The sequence below is a fragment of the Marinospirillum alkalitolerans genome, assembly GCF_045055655.1.
Lineage (GTDB): Bacteria > Pseudomonadota > Gammaproteobacteria > Pseudomonadales > Halomonadaceae > Marinospirillum > Marinospirillum alkalitolerans.
Genome location: NZ_JBANFI010000003.1, coordinates 241,771 through 257,337, shown reverse-complemented (window position 1 = coordinate 257,337; position 15,567 = coordinate 241,771). Strand labels below are relative to the sequence as shown.

Genomic DNA, 15,567 nt, shown 5'->3' with positions numbered 1-15,567 from the left:
GCTTCCTAGTCCTATCACCTTGTTGGCTCCATACCAGATCAGGCAAGGAGCCAGCAAGAGAAGGTGGCTTGGCTGTGCTACACTGAGATTTTAATTATCAGCTGGAGTGAATATGAGCAGCTCATCGACACCTCAACAAGCCGGCTTGTGCTGGTTTCAGGCGGATCAATGGGAGCAGCTCAAGGCGGTTGCAGAAGATGCAGATCGGCTTGAGGCCACTTGGGCAGAGTGGGAGGCAAAAAGCCTCGAAATGATTGACGTTTTTGCTACAAGGGGTATTCTGATCGAGAAGGTTTGGGTGGATGTGCAGGCTTTAATCGATTGGTGTGCAGCACGAGATAAACCTGTTAATGCGTCAACACGCGCTGAATACGTCACCGCTTTAATGATGGAACAGAAAAAGCAGTTACCAAATCCCTCGATGCGTGCACACTAGGAAGCCTCTGATTAACTACTGCGCTTGGTCATACTGCGTTGAAATTGGGTCTCAAAATGCTCATTTACTCCGTGTAAACTCCGCTTTTTCGATCAATTTCGCCTTGCTTGACCTGTGCTCGTGACGTTGATCAGAGGTTCCCTAGCTGGTCTTTTATTGATTCCACCCAGACTTGGATGAGCAGGACTTCTCCTGCTTGCGAGAAGGGTCAGGGTTCTTCGAAGGAGGAATCATGCAAAGATTAAAAGAAAAAGGGATTTCTCAGCAGGCACTAGAAAATATGATTGCGCATGAAGCGCGACGCCTGATAGCAGAGAATTATCATGTCACTGGACGTAATCTGGAAAAGCGGATTGGTGCTGGCACCCCCGAGTTTCTGGAGCAGGTGTGGCAAAAGGTTTATCGCCGCAATCCAGCGGTGAAAAAAATCACCATTCCTGATCGTGTGGCGTTGCGCTTAGAAAAACACCTCGAGCGCTGTGCCAAGGATGTGCACTATCGCACCTGCTTGGTCGAGACCTTGATGGAGAAGGTGCAGCTGAAGCGTTAACACGGCCACGTGCCTTGCACGCTGGTCATCAAAGAGCCCTAGATGGGCTCTTTTTTTTAGGTTGAGATGCTGAATGCGCTCTGGTCAGGATTGTTGCTTGGCGTGGGCGTTGATCTGATCAAGCCATTGAGGATCGAAGGTGGTGATTTCTGTTTCTAGGCCCAGCGCCTGCATCTTTTCAATCAGCTGCTGCTTCTCGACCTTAAGCTCTAAAGCACCCACATCATTCCCTTCTAAATAGTGCATCTGCTCTAAAGCGCGATGATAAAAACAGAGCGCAGAGAGTGCGGCAATCTGCTCGGCTTCAACTAACGGCTTGATCTTGTGCATGACATTGGTGATGCGCATCAGCTGGCGTTTGAGCCGCCATGAGTAGACCGCCTCACGCATAAAAGGCTGGCGCGCGAGATACAGCTTCACTAACAGGAGCGTGAGCCCGAGGCCGCTCAACACCCCGAGCAGGTTCAGACGAAAATTACTGCCGGGTTGTCCCCACCAAGCGACAAAAAGCGTTGCACACCCCATTGCGAGACTGGCAAAGATCAGAATTAAGATCAAACTGCTGGTGCGGGTTTTATGGCGGTAGGTTTCAGGATCGAGCTTTTCTAATCTGAATGGGGCAGGCTGCTTCATGATCGGTTAGGTTCCGCTGAGTGGAGGGGCAAAGACTCAATACCCTGCACTGGGTAGAGGGGATAGACGATATAAAATTCTTCGCGGCTGAACAGGCTCAGTAGTTTTTTGCTGTAGGCGATCTTGCGATTGCGTTTGAGATCAAAGCCCTTATAGCCTAAAAACTGCAAGCAATCAGGGCAAATACTCAGTGGCTGATCCTGACCTGCCAAGGGGAGTTTGCCAGTACGCCGGGTGGACACCCAAACCTGTTGATTCCTTCCCCACTGGCTTAGCTGAGGACATTGAGCAAGATGGTAATGGGGGTCTTCAGCACGATAGACGGCCAAGCGCGTATTCTTGTAGGCCCAGGTGCCATCGGCCAGCGCACGCAGCTGATCCAGTCTTAATCGCCGCCCTTGCTGATCGAGTTGTGAGCGCTCCTGCCCAGTCAGATGCTTGTGAGGATCAAAAAGCTCAAAGTGCCCTGTCCGCCGCGCGCCCATGGTTTTTCTGAGCTGCTGAAAGGGCGCAAAGTGCGTGAAATCAGGAAGCTGCATCGGAAGCCTCTGGTGATGCTGAAACAGATCGTGCTGGGCGGGTTTCCTCAAGCAGGCTGCGGATACGGCTGTCTGCATCTGTGCGCACGCGAAACTCAACTCGGCGCGAGAGTTCGCTGTCTTCTAGGCCTTCTGCGTTGATAATCGGATGCGACGAAGACAACCCATTGGCGGTGACATTACGCTTAAACCAGTCCGCCTGATGGTTGACGGCCTCCAGCGCCATCAAAAACTCAAGCGTAGAGCGCGTCCTTTCTTGAGAGAGGCGCATATTGTTGATATAGGCTTCGCTGGGTGTGCGGGCGTTGGTCCAATCACTGGAGGTATGGCCCTCAATACGCACTTCCTCGATATCTTCCTTGTATTGAGGCTGGGTGATCACGCGCAGATAGCGCGGGAAGAAATCAGCCAAAATCTCTTCAAAAGCCGGTCTGAGGCTTGCCGAACCAAGCGTGAACAGCAGGCCGCTATCTTGAAAACGGATGACTAGATCCGGCGTGAGTTCTGCTCCCCAGCGTGGCAAGTCCTGCTCAAACTCAGTGAGCAGATCATCATACAGGGCTTGGCGCAGATCAATATACACCTCCGCAACCTGACGCATACGCTCGCTTTCTTTTTGTACAATCACCATAAAGACCACGGCGACCAGCAAGAAGACCATCATCAATCCAGCCATTAAATCACTGACTGAAATCCAATGCGCGCCTTCTTCCCCAGCGAGGGTTTCTTCTTCCTGTTGCTCCAGCATGCCTTAAGCCTCCGTTGCTGTGGACTGAGAAGGCGGTGTGGGGCGTTGTTTTTGAGGCTGGATCTGTTCTGCCAGCTGCACAACTTCGCGCAGTTTATCGGTCAAGGGGAGGTAATCACTGACAAACTTCTCTGACAGTGCGGCCATCTGGCTGCCAAAGGTTTGCAGTGAATGGGTCAGCTCATGTTCCAGCGCGGCATCCATGCGTACCAGTTGTTGTTCGCTCCGATCCAGCTGGCGTTCGACCCACTTGTGTTGGCGTTCAAGCTGATGATCCAGGCGCTCACTCAGAATATGGTCGAGATGTTCGACACTCTGTGCCACACGCTGTCCTGATTGATCCAGCAGGCGTTGCATCTGCTGATGCTGTTGCCCAAGCTGCTGCGCCAGCCCATCGGTGAGCAGGTGAATACGCTCTTCCAGCTTGGGCAGGCCATCGCCCGCTTTATTGACTAAGCGCGCCAAGGAGTCGAGATACTGGCCGAGTGCACTGGATTGCTCTTGCAGGCCCTGCATCACGCTACCGAGGGTATCGGCCACCTGATTAAAGGCCTGGGTGTGCTCGACCATGGTTTGATAGGCCTCGGTGGCATGGGTCAGCAGCTGGCCATTGGCGCGCTGTTCTGTCAGCAGCTGCTCCAGTTCTTGCTTATAGGTTTCCTGCCACTGCAGCATCTGTCCAACGGCTTGGTTCAGCTGCTGGAAGTTCTCGCCATATTGGGTGCCGATCTGCTGATTGAAATCCTGCAACAGATGATCTAAAGCCTGAACTAGGGCTTGGCTATTGGCTTCGGCGAGGCTTTGCTGATAAGCCCCTATACCGCTGACCAGCTCTTTTAAGCTGGCGCTGAGACGCTGATCACTCTTGGCGAGCTGTTCATCGATGCGCGTGAGGCCGGAGTCCTTCAGCAGCAGGCGAATATCGCCCAGCAGCGTGGCGAGGTCATCAATGGTCGCGCCTGTGACCTGCACGCTACCATCCAGACCGCGCACATGGTTCAGCACATGGCGCATTTTGATGGTCATCGCGCCGAGCAAACCCGCAATCGAAGACCAGAAAGCGGTTTTCAGGCCCTCGATGAGTTGCGGCACACTGCTTTCGACATCCTGGGCATCAAACTCCATCAATCCCAGCGCGATACCAAAGAAGGTGCCGAAAATACCGACGCTGGTCAAGATAGACGGAGCCGCATTGACCGTTCGGAGTGAGTAGACAGGACCATGAAAATAGAGCGTCATCACCAGAATCAGGGCGATGAAAAACAGGGTCAGTGGCGAGAAAAAAGTCAACAGCGCCATCAGTGAGTTCCTTGCAGTGGATCAGAAGAGAGGCATAGAGCCAGCAGGCCTTCGGTCGAAGGATCAAACGCCATTTGAGTCTGGCCAAGCAGGGCTTGTTCAGTCGAGAGGGCAATTTTTTTGCCCAGCTCAACGCCCCATTGATCAAAGGGGTTGATGCCCCAGATGCTGGCCTGCACAAACACCTTATGCTCATAGAGAGCCAGCAATTGCCCGAGGCTGGAGGGAGTGAGTTCATCCAGTAATAAAGTGGAAGAAGGTTGATTGCCACGATAAAACAGATGCGCATCGCGCTGGGTGTGTTGATCGGGTACGGCCGCATCACCGAGCATCAATAGACGCGATTGGGCGAGGCAGTTGGCCAGTGCTAAACGATGCTGCCCTTGGAAATAATGGCGTGCTTGTGGATCACGTATCTGCTCATAACGGCGGATGGGGGCAATAAAATCACACTGTACGGCTTCAGTGCCTTGATGCAGCAACTGATAAAAGGCGTGCTGGGCATTGGGGCCGAGCTCACCCCATAAAATGGGACAGGTAGCATAGTCGACCAGCTCGCCTTCTTGGGTTGTGCTCTTGCCATTGGATTCCATTTCAAGCTGGCTCAGATAGGCTGGCAGGTATTTTAAGCGACCATCATAGGGCAGAATGGCTTGGGCACTCATCCCCAAGAAGTTGATATTCCAGATTCCGGCCAGTGCCAGCAGCACAGGAAGATTGCTTTCTAGCGGCGCTTGAGCCAGATGTTGATCCATTTGATGCGCCCCTGCCAGCAGCGCACGAAATCCAGCCATACCGATTTGCAGTGCGATAGGCAGGCCGATGCAAGACCAGAGAGAGTAGCGCCCCCCGACCCAGTCCCAGAAGGTGAGCTGATGCTGGGGATCTATGCCCCAAGCGCTCATCTTTTCGGCCTTGGCGGAAACACCAATAAAGTGCTGCTTCAGCACCAGAGCCTCTTGTCCAAGATGCTGCACCAGCCAGTGCTTGGCCGTTGCAGCATTAGTGAGTGTATCGATGGTGCTAAAAGACTTGGATGAGATAATAAACAGCGTGGTTTCTGGGTTCAGGAGTTGAAGCCGCTCAGCCAGCTGCGAACCATCCATTGTGGAAGCAAAATGCAGATGCAGCGGTGCGATGTCTTCAGGCCGCCATTCGGCCAAGGCATGGGTGACCATCAGTGGGCCAAGATCAGAGCCGCCCACTCCCAGATTGACCACATCGGTAATTGGGTGTCCGGTGACGCCGCGCCACTGTCCTTGATGCAGCCGCTCAACCAGCTGGGCCATCTTCTCTAAACTGGCTTGGATCGCCAGATTAACATTCTCACCCTCGACCCAAAGCTCGGCATCTGCGGGCAAGCGCAGTGCGGTATGCAGTGCCGGTCTTTGCTCGCTGGTATTGATGGGCGCACCGCTGAGTAGGGCTTGAATCGCCTGCTCCAGTTTTTGCGCTCGGGCCAGCTTGAATAGCGCAGGCAGGGTCTCTTGCGTGAGTCTTTGTTTGGAGAGATCTAAAAATAGTGCGCCACTGCGCCAGCTGAATAGGTCAAAACGCTGGCGATCCAAGCAGAGATCCTTCAAATGTAATGCACCCTGCTGTTGAGCAAGGTCTTCTAAAGCCTTCCATTCAGGCGTCCAACTTGGGCGAGACATGCAATCACCATTTTCTACACAAATAAAGACGCGATCATAGCAGGTGCAGCAGTGGAAATTAACCAACCAGGATCAAGCGGATGTGATTGATGGCGTGGATGACTGTCTCCAGCGCGAGCGCACTGGTAAGATGCACCTGAGTCCAAGAAGTGGCGTGCTTCCTCTTGGGATGATCATTAGCTTCGGCATCAGCCAAGTGAAGGAAAATGTCGTGAATAAAGAAAAACTTTTTGTGTGGATGCAGTACCTTCTTCCTCAGCATCTGATCTCGCGTGTGACCGGTCGTCTTGCAGAAACGCGTATTGGCTGGATTAAAAACTCTCTGATCAGTCTGTTTATCAGGCGTTTTCAAGTGGATATGAGCGAGGCAGAACAGCCAGATCCACAAGCCTATGCCCACTTTAATGCCTTTTTTACTCGGGCACTCAAGCTAGGCGTGCGGCCACTGGCAGCAGACCCAGCTCAGCTGCTCAGTCCCGCCGATGGTGTGATCAGTGAAATGGGGCCGATTACGGAAGGCCGTATCCTGCAAGCCAAAGGGCAGACTTATAGCCTACAAAGATTGCTCGGTGGTGATTTAAGTCGTGCCCAGCCTTATGTTGGCGGCAGCTTTGCGACTATTTATCTGTCGCCCAAGGACTATCATCGCGTGCATATGCCAGTACAAGGCAAGCTATTGGAAACCTTGTACGTTCCTGGGCAGTTGTTCTCAGTGAATCAAACCACGGCCGATCAAGTGCCGAATCTTTTTGCGCGTAACGAGCGCCTGGTGTGCTTTTTTGAGACCCCGGCTGGCCCTATGGCGATGATTTTGGTCGGCGCGATGATCGTGGCTGGTATTGAAACTGTCTGGGATGGCCAGGTTGCGCCACCAGCGCGGCGTGTGACAGTGAAAAACTTTGCTGATCCAGCGCCGATCCTGCTCGAGCGCGGTGCTGAGATGGGCCGCTTTAAGCTGGGTTCGACGGTGATTCTGCTGTTTGGTCCACAAGCTGTTGCCTGGCGTGATGATTTGGCCGCTGGCAGTGCGGTGCGTATGGGTGAAGGCGTGGCACAGATTGCCGCACTGAGTCCAGCCAGCCCAGCGACTGAAGCTGCCGCGCCACACACAGAGCCGGAATCAGGCGATCACGCCTCGGCTGAGCAGCAGGAACAGCAGCAAGAAGACATGCAGGATGAGCAAGAGACAGCATCCGTTGAGTCTTCCACCGCGTCTTCCGCGATCAAAAACTGAGAATGTAGCCTAGAAACACGCCGCTGGTATGACGTCGGTCAACCAGCGGACTCTGTCTGACCTCGCTGGCGAGGTAGCGCACCCGCGCGATGGCGATCAGCTGCTGGCGCTCACTGATTTGCCACAGGCTCATCAGACTGACTTGTGGCTCTAACCCCCCAGCGGCTTGATATGCAGCCCGCCCGTCTCTGGCCTCTTCTGAGCGTACACCAAAATAGTAATCGACCAGATCATCATTCTGCCAACTCAGCTGAACCCCAGGAGTCAGTGTCCAGCGTGGATGAAGGCGCAACAGGTGACCATAGTAACCACTGATCTCATAGCCTTGGTGGTGATCCAAAAGATCATGCACAGCTTTAATAGAAAAAAGATGCTGTTGATGGCGTCCAGATAAAGCCAGCCCGCCATCTAAAGACCAGCGTCGTGTTGCCATGCCGGTGAGAAAAGCCGAGTCACTCGCATGATACCCAGCCAAGCGCCCACTGGCGATCACATTGAGGCTGAAGGCTTGTTGGCGATCGCCTTGTTGCCAGAGGGCGAATCCAAGTTCAGTGCCGCGTAGATAAAGGCGTTGGCCTTGGTAGTTGACATAAGCAGGGATGGTGTTCGGATTGCTGCTGACGCCCTGATAGGGACTTTGGCTGGCGCTGAACCCTATGCCAGCACTGAACTGGGCTTGCGCCGGTAGGCAGAAAAAAACCATCAGGCAGAGCCAGAGTCGCCAGTATCGAGACATAGATTACCCTTGATTCAGTGAGTGCAAATTTAGACTGGTGAGTCTAATGTTTTCGCGCTCTGAGTGCAATCCAATCCAGCAGAAAACAAGCAGGAAGTCGTATCGCGCTGAATGACATTTCGTGTTTAGATAAGTGTCATGATGATGACAAATAAGGAAAAACCTGTGCGCTGGTTGATGCGTTGGTTCTCGCGCCTTGCTTTGATAGCCCTCTTCTGCGTTTTATTGCTGCTCGTGTTGAATAGCTGGTTTGTGCTGCGCCAGCAAAGCAAAATCGAGCAGCAGGTCGAGCTGTGCGCGAATGATTTTTCCGTCGCGATCGTCTTTGGTACCAGTCAGTTTTTGCGCTCGGGTGCACCTAACCCGCATTTTTTTGGTCGCGTTGAGCAGGCCGCAGCCTTGTATCATGCCCAGCGCGTAGAGCATCTGCTTCTTTCTGGCGATAACCGCACCTTTTATTACAACGAGCCCCTGCGTATGCAGCGTGCCCTGCAGGATCTGGAGGTGCCCACCACCAGCACAACACTGGATTATGCTGGGCTCAGTACCTTTGATACCTTAAAGCGTGCCCGTGATGTGTTTCAGCTGCAGCGTGCATTGCTGGTCACGCAGGATTACCATCTGCCGCGTGCGCTCTATATTGCTGAATCTCTTGGGCTGGAGGTGGCGGGATGCGCTGCGCCTGGTCCAGACTGGCAGGATATGAAGCGCCTCTGGTTGCGCGAGGTGGCGGCCAGGATGCGTACTCTGGGTGATCTGCATCTCTGGCAGCGCGTGCCCAGGATCTTGGGTGATCCTGAGCCACTTGATTTCTGATCAGGCTTCGCGTGCGATCAGCGCTTGCTTGTGCTGTTTCATCTGCGCAAACTCGGCTTCATAGAAGAAAGCCGTCTCACCTAAAGCCGGTTCAAGATGATTGAGCCAGGTCGCGCTTTCATCGTACTTGGCAAAGAAGGGACGCTGTATCCAATCGGCCTTTCTGCCTTGAATAAAACGCAGCGCCAACACCTTCTCACCGTGAATCTCGGTCACGCCTTGGATTTCTACCTTACCTGGATCGGCAGACATGGAGGGACCGCGTGCGGTACGACATAGACCGGGCACCTGCTGCATGGCATCGCGATAGATCTCCCAGGCTTGCACCAGCGGCACCTCAAAATAGTGCTGGGCTCCTGTATCGCGCTCCACAAACATATAGTAGGGAATCATGCCAAGCTGCACTTGGCGCTTCCACATCTTGGCCCACTGCTGGGCATCATCATTGATATGCTTCAGAAGCGGTGCTTGGGTGCGAATTTCGGCCCCTGTTGCACGAAGGCGACGTATCGCTTCACGGCAAATCGGTGTTTCCATTTCTTGCCAGTGGTTGAAGTGCGCCATAAAGGCAACGTGCTTGCCAGCGGCAATCAGATCACGAAACAGCTGTAAGATCTCATGTGCATCGTCATCTGTAACAAAGCGATAGGGCCAGAAGGTCAGGCTCTTTGAACCGATACGGATATTCTGCACATGCTCTAACTCAGGACTGAGCAGTCCTTCAAGATATTGGCGCAGGTGCTTGGCCTTCATCACCATTGGATCACCGCCAGTCAGCAACAGGTCGGTCACTTCTTGGTGTTCTGCTAGATACTGGTGCAGGCGGGTGGCTTCGTTGGTGGCAAATTTTAGATCTTTATCACCAACAAACTGCGCCCAGCGGAAACAAAAGGTGCAATAGCTATGGCAGACCTGCCCTTGGCTAGGGAAAAACAGCACCGTTTCTTGATACTTATGCTGCATCCCTGGCAGTGGCTCGCCATGAAGCAGCGGCAGGTTTAAATCCATCTGTCCTGCTGGATGGGGGTTCAGTTCTTGGCGCACAGCTTCGACAGCCGCCTTGAGCTCTGCGGCTGGAGCTTGATCTCGCATCAACTGCGCAATCTGCTCATAGTGTTCAGGTTTGAGCATGCCTTTTTGTGGAAAGGTGAGCTGGAAGATGGGATCAGCAGGAATATTATTCCAGTCAATCAGCTCTTCAATAACATAGTTATTGACGCGAAAAGGCAGCACCTGACTAACAACCTGCATCTCAAAACGCAGTTCTTCAGGCAGGGCTTGCAAGGGCTGTATTTTATCCAGCTGGCGCTGAGTATAGACTTGAAAGGGGCGGGCCTCTAAGGCGGGTGTATTGAGCATGACACGCTGGTTCATGGTCCGTCTCCTCTAGATGATGATCAAGCGAGCGAATACTTCCGTAGGGCAAGGCATCATCAGGCCGCTACGGAGCAACAGAAGGGATAAGGCTTAGGTGGGGTTCTTTTACAGAAGTAAGCAAAACTTTGCAAGTTGACGGGCAGAAAACGCGCTTAATACGCCATAGAAAGCCCTCTATGCAAAAATATTTGCATAGAGGTATGAAGATGCAAAGACAATCCGTGCTTAATCGGCTTGGGCGATGGCGTCGGATAAGGCCGGGGTGGAGGTATGAACGTGAAGATCACGCTGGGGGTAGGGGATGGTGATGCCCGCTTCATCAAAGGCGATTTTGATCTTTTCCATCATGGCCCAGCGTACAGCCCAGAAGTCTTCTGTTTTCACCCACATACGCATGGTGAAATCAACCGAGCTTTCAGCAAAATCAAACACCGCCACCAGAGGCGCAGGATCATCCAGCGTGCGTTCTTCCTGTGCGATTAAATCAAGCAGCAGCTGTTTGACTTGGCGTACATCATCCTCATAGCTGACACCAATCAGAATATCGAGTCGCCGCCGTGGCTCAGCAGAAAAATTGACCAGATTTGAGCCAGTCAGGCTGCTGTTAGGAATCATCACCCGTTTGTTATCCGGTGTCTTTAAATAGGTATGCAGCAGGGTCAGTTTTTCGACACTCCCAGCGGTACCTGCGCCTTCGATGTAATCCCCCTTATTAAAGGGATGCAGTGCCACCAGTAACAAGCCGGAGGCCAGATTCTGCAGTGAGTCCTTCAACGCCAGACCCACCGCAAGACCTAAGGCCCCCAGTGCCGCCAGTAGGGAAGTGGTGTTGACACCTAGCTGCCCGAGGACAGTGATGAACAGAAAAGCCAGCAGCACGGCATGCAGCATTTGGGCAACAAACTGAGCCGCAGCTGGGTCCAGCTTTTTCTGCAGCAGCTTGAGTGCGCCTTTTTTGAAGGACTTGATTGCCCAGTAACCGATGACCAGCAGCAAGAGCGCAGGCCAGAGATGATCAGCCAAGCCAAGCAGATAGGCGGTGACTTGATCAGTGTGATTGAACAGAAAATCCATAGGGTCTCTCCTTGTGGTCAGGCTGTTAAGCTAGCAGATGCAACCGTCGAATAAAACATCAGACTGGAACTCTGGTTGTCTTTGGAGCTTGCCGCGCGCTGCTCTTTTGCTGCACACTCCTCGGTGATCCCTTTCCCTGTCCAACTTGCCGGACTTTTTGCATGCCTCACTTCGCCCCTGTGACCAGAAAAAAACTCTCTTTGGCTCTTGCTGCGCTTCTGCTGTTATTGCTGGTGTTTTGGTTATGGACAGGTGAATCCCGTTCCAGCCTGACGCAGGCTCCAACTTCTTCCGCTGCCTCGGATATTGCGACGCCTTTCAGAGTGGAAACCCGTTGGTTGGAGGCCGAGCCCTTTCAGCCAGTTTTGACCTTGCAAGGTCAGCTGATGCCCTATCAACAGGTCGAGGTGCGTGCCGAAACCAGTGGTCGGGTGCAAGCCTTGCTGAGCCGTGAAGGCCAGCCGGTACAGCAGGGTACGGCGCTATTGCAATTGGCGGAGGACGCCCGTCCAGCTCACTTGCTGCAGCTGCACGCAGAGCAGGAGACGCGTCGTGCTGAACTCAGGGCTGCTGAGCGCCTCAGAGGCGCGAATTTATTATCAGAAACGGATTATCTGCGTTTAATCAGTCATTTAAGACAAGCAGAAGCGGATCTTGCTGCTGCTGAGCTAGATCTGGCACACACGCGCCCGACCGCCCCTTTTCAAGGCTTGTTGGAACAGCGCCATGTTGAACTGGGAGAGTTTGTGCAGCTGGGTCAGCCACTGTTCACGCTGATTCAAATTCACCCACTGAAGGCTGTGGCCCATGTTCCCCAGCAGCGGATCACGGGCATCTCACTAGGGCAGGAGGTCACCTTGGCACTGCTGGATGGTCGTCGGTTTCAGGGGCAAGTGAGCTTGCTGGGGAGTCTGGCTGACGCATCGACCCGCACTTTTCGCCTAGAAGCCACCTTTGACAATCCACAGCAGCAGCGTCTGGCGGGCGCCAGTGCCAGCTTGCATATTCATCAGGCAGCCACCCGCGCACACTTTATTTCACTGGCACTTTTGAGCCTAGATGAGCGAGGTCAGCCTGGTGTCAAGCATGTGGACGAATACCATCGCGTGGTGTTCAGTCCGGTACAGCTGCTTAGTAGTGATACCCAGGGTGCCTGGGTTGCCGGTTTGCCGCCGCGTGTACAGCTGATCACCCTAGGGGGTGGTTTTGTTGCTGCTGGCGAGACGGTGACCCCAGTACTGCAGACGTCAGCGGAGGCGCGCTGAAATGCATGCCCTGATTCGTGCTGCTATTCAGCGCAGCCGCGCAACATTACTGGCATTGGTGTTTCTGGTGTTGGGTGGCTGGGGAGCCTATCTAACAATCCCCAAGGAAGCCTTCCCGGATATCACTATTCCCTTCGTCTATATTTCTATGGGGCTAGAAGGGATCAGCCCTGAGGATGCAGAACGCCTGCTGGTTCGGCCGATGGAGCAAGAACTGCGTGCTTTGGAAGGCATCAAGAGAATGACCAGTATCGCAGCGGAAGGCCATGCCTCGGTGCTGCTAGAGTTTGATGCAGGTTTTGATCCTGATCGGGCCTTGCAGAATGTGCGTGAGAAGGTGGATACCGCGCGCAGCAAACTGCCTTCAGAAGCAGATGAGCCGCAGGTGCATGAAATTAATACGGCGCTCATCCCGATCCTTTCGATAGGTTTGTCTGGGCCGCTGGATGAGGTGACGCTGGTGGGCGTTGGGCGGCGTATCAAGGAAGAGCTGGAGGCACTCCCTAGCGTTCTTTCAGTCGATATCGGCGGTGATCGGGAAGATCTGCTGGAGATTTTGGTCGATCCTCAAGCGATGGAGAGTTACGGTCTCGATTATGCTCAATTGTTCAGCCTGGTTTCGCTCAATAACCGGCTGGTCGCTGCCGGCAGTTTGGATACTGGGGCTGGGCGGATGGCCATGAAAGTGCCGGGGGTGATCGAAACCCTCGAAGATCTGATCCAGATGCCCGTCAAGGTGGAAGGCAGTCAAGTGGTCACCTTCGGTGATCTGGCCAGCATTCATCGCACCTTCAAAGATCCAACTGGTTTTGCCCGTATCAATGGCCAGCCAGCGCTGGTATTAGAAGTGACCAAGCGTACGGGTGCCAATATCATCGAAACAGTGACCCACATTAAAGCGCTGTTGGAGGCCGCCTTGCCTCACCTGCCGGAGGGGCTGGAAATTGATTACATTATGGATCAGTCGATTGAGGTCGAAGACACCCTGAAAGACCTGCTCAATAATGTTGCGACTGCCGTCGCCTTGGTGATGCTCGTCGTGATTGCCGCCATGGGTCTGCGTTCGGCATTGCTGGTGGGTATCACGATTCCCGGTGCGTTTCTGGTAGGGATTTTACTGATCTGGTCGCTGGGTTATACGCTCAACATGATGGTGCTGTTTTCGCTGATTCTGGTGGCCGGCATGCTGGTGGATGGTGCCTTGGTGGTCACCGAGCTGGCAGATCGCTATCTGGAAGAAGGGTTACAGCCGTCTGAGGCTTGGCGACAGGCCGCCAGTCGTATGGCCTGGCCGATTACCGCCTCCACCGCGACAACCTTGTCTGTCTTTGCGCCGCTGCTCTTCTGGCCAGGTATGGTTGGTGAATTCATGAAGTTTCTGCCCATCACGGTGATGCTGTGCTTGCTGGCTTCACTGGCTATGGCGCTGATCTTTCTGCCATCTTTGGGGAGTGTCGCCGGTGGCACTCAGCGCGCTGCCTTGGATCACACTGTTGCTCAGCCCCAAGGTGAAAGCGTCGATTTTCATGCCGGGCACAAGACGTCCAGCCGCTTTGGTCAGGCCTATCGTCGGCTATTAAGCAATCTATTGCAGCGCCCTGTCTGGACTCTGGCGGGCATGCTGTCACTGATTGTGTTGATCTATCTGGCTTATGCCCAGTTCAATCACGGGGTTGATTTCTTCCCGGATGTTGAGCCTGAGTTTGCTCAGGTACACATTCGTACTCGTGGCGATTTATCTGTGTATGAACGTGATGCTCTGGTCAGACAGGTTGAGCAGCGCCTACTGGGGATGCCGGAAATAAAGGCCCTGTATGCGCGCTCCTTCGCCGGACAGCCAGGCGGGGGATTATGGAGCAGTATGCCGGAAGACACCATTGGCGTGTTGCAGTTTCAATTTATCGATTGGCATCAGCGTCGCCCTGCTCGGCAAATCATGCAGGAGATGCGCGAGCGCACCGCAGATATGCCCGGTCTTTATCTGGAGTTTCGTGAGCAGGATCAGGGACCAGGTGGTGATAGCAAGCCAGTGGTATTAGAAATCAGTTCAAGCCATACCCTGATGGCAGATCAGGCATTGGAGCAGCTGGTTGAGCGAATGCAGCAGTTAGGAGGATTCACTGACTTTCAAGATGATCGCAGCTTGCCAGGTATCGAATGGCGCTTTCTGGTTGATCGTGAGGCCGCAGCGCGTTACGGTGCCGACGTTGCCGCAGTAGGGCATGCCGTACAGCTGGTCACCACTGGGTTAATGCTCGCCAGTTACCGTCCAGAAGATGCCACGGATGAGGTTGATATTCGGGTGAGATTGCCGATGCAGGCCAGAACCCTGGACCAGCTTGAGCGTATGACCTTGCAGACCCCTGTTGGGCAAATTCCTTTAAGTCACTTTGTACGGCTAGAAGCGGCACCCAAAACGGGTACATTGCGTCGCTTAAATGGCCAGCGCACTCTGACCCTGCAGGCTGATCTGGAAGCCGGTTATCAGCTGGATGAACGCTTGGCTGCGTTGCGCCCGTATTTTTCTGATTTGCCAGAGGGGGTGACAGTCAGGACCGGCGGTGAAGATGCTGATATGCAAGAAGCGGCACAATTTTTGGTGGCGGCCTTTTTTGTCGCGATTTTTTTGATGCTGCTGATTCTGGTGCTGCAATTCAACAGCCTGTATCAGACACTGCTGGTGATGTCTGCCATTCTTTTTTCTACTGCCGGCGTACTGTTGGGTCTGATGCTGGCTGGGCAGGCCTTTGGCATTGTGATGGTAGGGATGGGGATTATTGCTCTAGCTGGCATCGTAGTGAACAACAACATCGTGTTGATCGACACTTACAACCGCATCCGTCAGCAGGGATTAAAAGCGCGGGAGGCTGCGCTGGAAACCGGTTGTTTGCGTCTGCGGCCAGTGCTGCTCACGGCAATGACCACCATTCTTGGCCTGATGCCCATGGTGGTGGGTGTCAATGTGAATTTGATGGAACCTAGCCTGGGTTGGGGTGCACCCTCTACCCAGTGGTGGCGACAGCTCTCCAGCGCCATTGCTGGCGGCTTGGCTTTTGCGACGCTGCTGACGCTGATTTTGACACCTTGCATGCTGGTACTGGGAGATCGCCTGTCGCTGACTTATCGGCGTCTTCATCGTGAACAACAGGCACAAGAAAAGGCGCAGGCTCTTTAACATCAAGCCATCAACTGGCCCAAAAAAACC

At 53.7% G+C, this 15,567-nt stretch carries 14 protein-coding genes; 6 read left to right on the top strand and 8 right to left on the bottom strand.

All coding sequences use genetic code 11. From position 1 onward, the window contains the following. The first annotated feature begins 112 nt into the window (after positions 1-112). Together V6U78_RS06120 and V6U78_RS06115 are read left to right on the top strand one after the other, a co-directional pair. Entirely contained in the window at positions 113-436 is a 324-nt protein-coding gene (locus V6U78_RS06120) for a hypothetical protein (protein WP_405338480.1), read from the top strand. Positions 437-668: 232 nt separating this feature from the next. Further along, on the top strand, positions 669-986 hold the full coding sequence (locus V6U78_RS06115; protein ID WP_405338478.1) for a hypothetical protein: 318 nt from the start codon (positions 669-671) through the stop codon (positions 984-986). A gap of 84 nt (positions 987-1,070) precedes the next feature. Here V6U78_RS06115 and V6U78_RS06110 read toward each other — a convergent pair whose 3' ends face one another. Genes V6U78_RS06110 through pgi form a run of 5 tightly spaced genes read right to left on the bottom strand, consistent with a single transcriptional unit; the run spans position 1,071 to position 5,860 of the window. Beyond that, positions 1,071-1,619: a DUF3087 family protein gene (locus V6U78_RS06110; RefSeq protein WP_405338476.1), complete on the bottom strand. Its 549-nt coding sequence runs from the start codon at positions 1,617-1,619 to the stop codon at positions 1,071-1,073. Then, on the bottom strand, positions 1,616-2,158 hold the full coding sequence (locus tag V6U78_RS06105) for a hypothetical protein (RefSeq protein WP_405338474.1): 543 nt from the start codon (positions 2,156-2,158) through the stop codon (positions 1,616-1,618). The genes V6U78_RS06110 and V6U78_RS06105 overlap by 4 nt, the downstream gene beginning before the upstream one ends. Further along, a complete protein-coding gene (locus V6U78_RS06100) occupies positions 2,145-2,906 on the bottom strand; it encodes an OmpA/MotB family protein (protein ID WP_405338472.1) in 762 nt (253 codons plus the stop codon). The genes V6U78_RS06105 and V6U78_RS06100 overlap by 14 nt, the downstream gene beginning before the upstream one ends. 3 nt (positions 2,907-2,909) lie before the next feature. Further along, complete coding sequence (locus V6U78_RS06095) at positions 2,910-4,205, bottom strand: hypothetical protein (RefSeq protein ID WP_405338470.1); 1,296 nt, start codon at positions 4,203-4,205, stop codon at positions 2,910-2,912. After that, positions 4,205-5,860 (bottom strand): glucose-6-phosphate isomerase, encoded by a 1,656-nt coding sequence (gene pgi, locus V6U78_RS06090; protein ID WP_405338468.1) that lies wholly within the window; start codon positions 5,858-5,860, stop codon positions 4,205-4,207. The genes V6U78_RS06095 and pgi overlap by 1 nt, the downstream gene beginning before the upstream one ends. A 43-nt stretch (positions 5,861-5,903) precedes the next feature. On the opposite strand from pgi, the gene asd reads away from it, so the two are divergent. Next, positions 5,904-7,094, top strand: a complete 1,191-nt coding sequence (gene asd, locus V6U78_RS06085) for an archaetidylserine decarboxylase (RefSeq protein WP_405338466.1) — start codon at positions 5,904-5,906, stop codon at positions 7,092-7,094. Here asd and V6U78_RS06080 read toward each other — a convergent pair. Continuing rightward, positions 7,084-7,830, bottom strand: coding sequence for a MipA/OmpV family protein (locus V6U78_RS06080; protein WP_405338464.1), 747 nt, complete (start codon positions 7,828-7,830; stop codon positions 7,084-7,086). The genes asd and V6U78_RS06080 overlap by 11 nt on opposite strands. 141 nt (positions 7,831-7,971) lie before the next feature. Here V6U78_RS06080 and V6U78_RS06075 point away from each other — a divergent pair, with 141 nt between their 5' ends. After that, positions 7,972-8,646, top strand: a complete 675-nt coding sequence (locus V6U78_RS06075) for a SanA/YdcF family protein (protein WP_405338462.1) — start codon at positions 7,972-7,974, stop codon at positions 8,644-8,646. Here V6U78_RS06075 and V6U78_RS06070 read toward each other — a convergent pair whose 3' ends face one another. Next, a complete protein-coding gene (locus V6U78_RS06070; RefSeq protein ID WP_405338460.1) occupies positions 8,647-10,020 on the bottom strand; it encodes a KamA family radical SAM protein in 1,374 nt (457 codons plus the stop codon). A 228-nt stretch (positions 10,021-10,248) separates the two neighbouring features. Beyond that, positions 10,249-11,097: a mechanosensitive ion channel family protein gene (locus V6U78_RS06065; protein ID WP_405338458.1), complete on the bottom strand. Its 849-nt coding sequence runs from the start codon at positions 11,095-11,097 to the stop codon at positions 10,249-10,251. Positions 11,098-11,258: 161 nt separating this feature from the next. On the opposite strand from V6U78_RS06065, the gene V6U78_RS06060 reads away from it, so the two are divergent. Further along, on the top strand, positions 11,259-12,362 hold the full coding sequence (locus V6U78_RS06060) for an efflux RND transporter periplasmic adaptor subunit (RefSeq protein WP_405338456.1): 1,104 nt from the start codon (positions 11,259-11,261) through the stop codon (positions 12,360-12,362). Between the two features lies 1 nt (position 12,363). Beyond that, positions 12,364-15,537 carry an efflux RND transporter permease subunit gene (locus tag V6U78_RS06055; protein WP_405338454.1) on the top strand — a complete coding sequence of 1,058 codons (3,174 nt, stop codon included), beginning with the start codon at positions 12,364-12,366 and terminating at the stop codon, positions 15,535-15,537. Positions 15,538-15,567 lie beyond the last annotated feature (30 nt).

Excerpts from the sequence above, each read along its gene's own strand:
- V6U78_RS06120 (WP_405338480.1), top strand. The coding sequence starts at position 113 with ATGAGCAGCTCATCGACACCTCAACAAGCCGGCTTGTGCTGGTTTCAG.
- V6U78_RS06115 (WP_405338478.1), top strand. The coding sequence starts at position 669 with ATGCAAAGATTAAAAGAAAAAGGGATTTCTCAGCAGGCACTAGAAAAT.
- V6U78_RS06110 (WP_405338476.1), bottom strand. The coding sequence starts at position 1,619 with ATGAAGCAGCCTGCCCCATTCAGATTAGAAAAGCTCGATCCTGAAACC.
- V6U78_RS06105 (WP_405338474.1), bottom strand. The coding sequence starts at position 2,158 with ATGCAGCTTCCTGATTTCACGCACTTTGCGCCCTTTCAGCAGCTCAGA.
- V6U78_RS06100 (WP_405338472.1), bottom strand. The coding sequence starts at position 2,906 with ATGCTGGAGCAACAGGAAGAAGAAACCCTCGCTGGGGAAGAAGGCGCG.
- V6U78_RS06095 (WP_405338470.1), bottom strand. The coding sequence starts at position 4,205 with ATGGCGCTGTTGACTTTTTTCTCGCCACTGACCCTGTTTTTCATCGCC.
- pgi (WP_405338468.1), bottom strand. The coding sequence starts at position 5,860 with ATGTCTCGCCCAAGTTGGACGCCTGAATGGAAGGCTTTAGAAGACCTT.
- V6U78_RS06080 (WP_405338464.1), bottom strand. The coding sequence starts at position 7,830 with ATGTCTCGATACTGGCGACTCTGGCTCTGCCTGATGGTTTTTTTCTGC.
- V6U78_RS06075 (WP_405338462.1), top strand. The coding sequence starts at position 7,972 with ATGATGACAAATAAGGAAAAACCTGTGCGCTGGTTGATGCGTTGGTTC.
- V6U78_RS06070 (WP_405338460.1), bottom strand. The coding sequence starts at position 10,020 with ATGAACCAGCGTGTCATGCTCAATACACCCGCCTTAGAGGCCCGCCCC.
- V6U78_RS06065 (WP_405338458.1), bottom strand. The coding sequence starts at position 11,097 with ATGGATTTTCTGTTCAATCACACTGATCAAGTCACCGCCTATCTGCTT.
- V6U78_RS06060 (WP_405338456.1), top strand. The coding sequence starts at position 11,259 with ATGCCTCACTTCGCCCCTGTGACCAGAAAAAAACTCTCTTTGGCTCTT.
- V6U78_RS06055 (WP_405338454.1), top strand. The coding sequence starts at position 12,364 with ATGCATGCCCTGATTCGTGCTGCTATTCAGCGCAGCCGCGCAACATTA.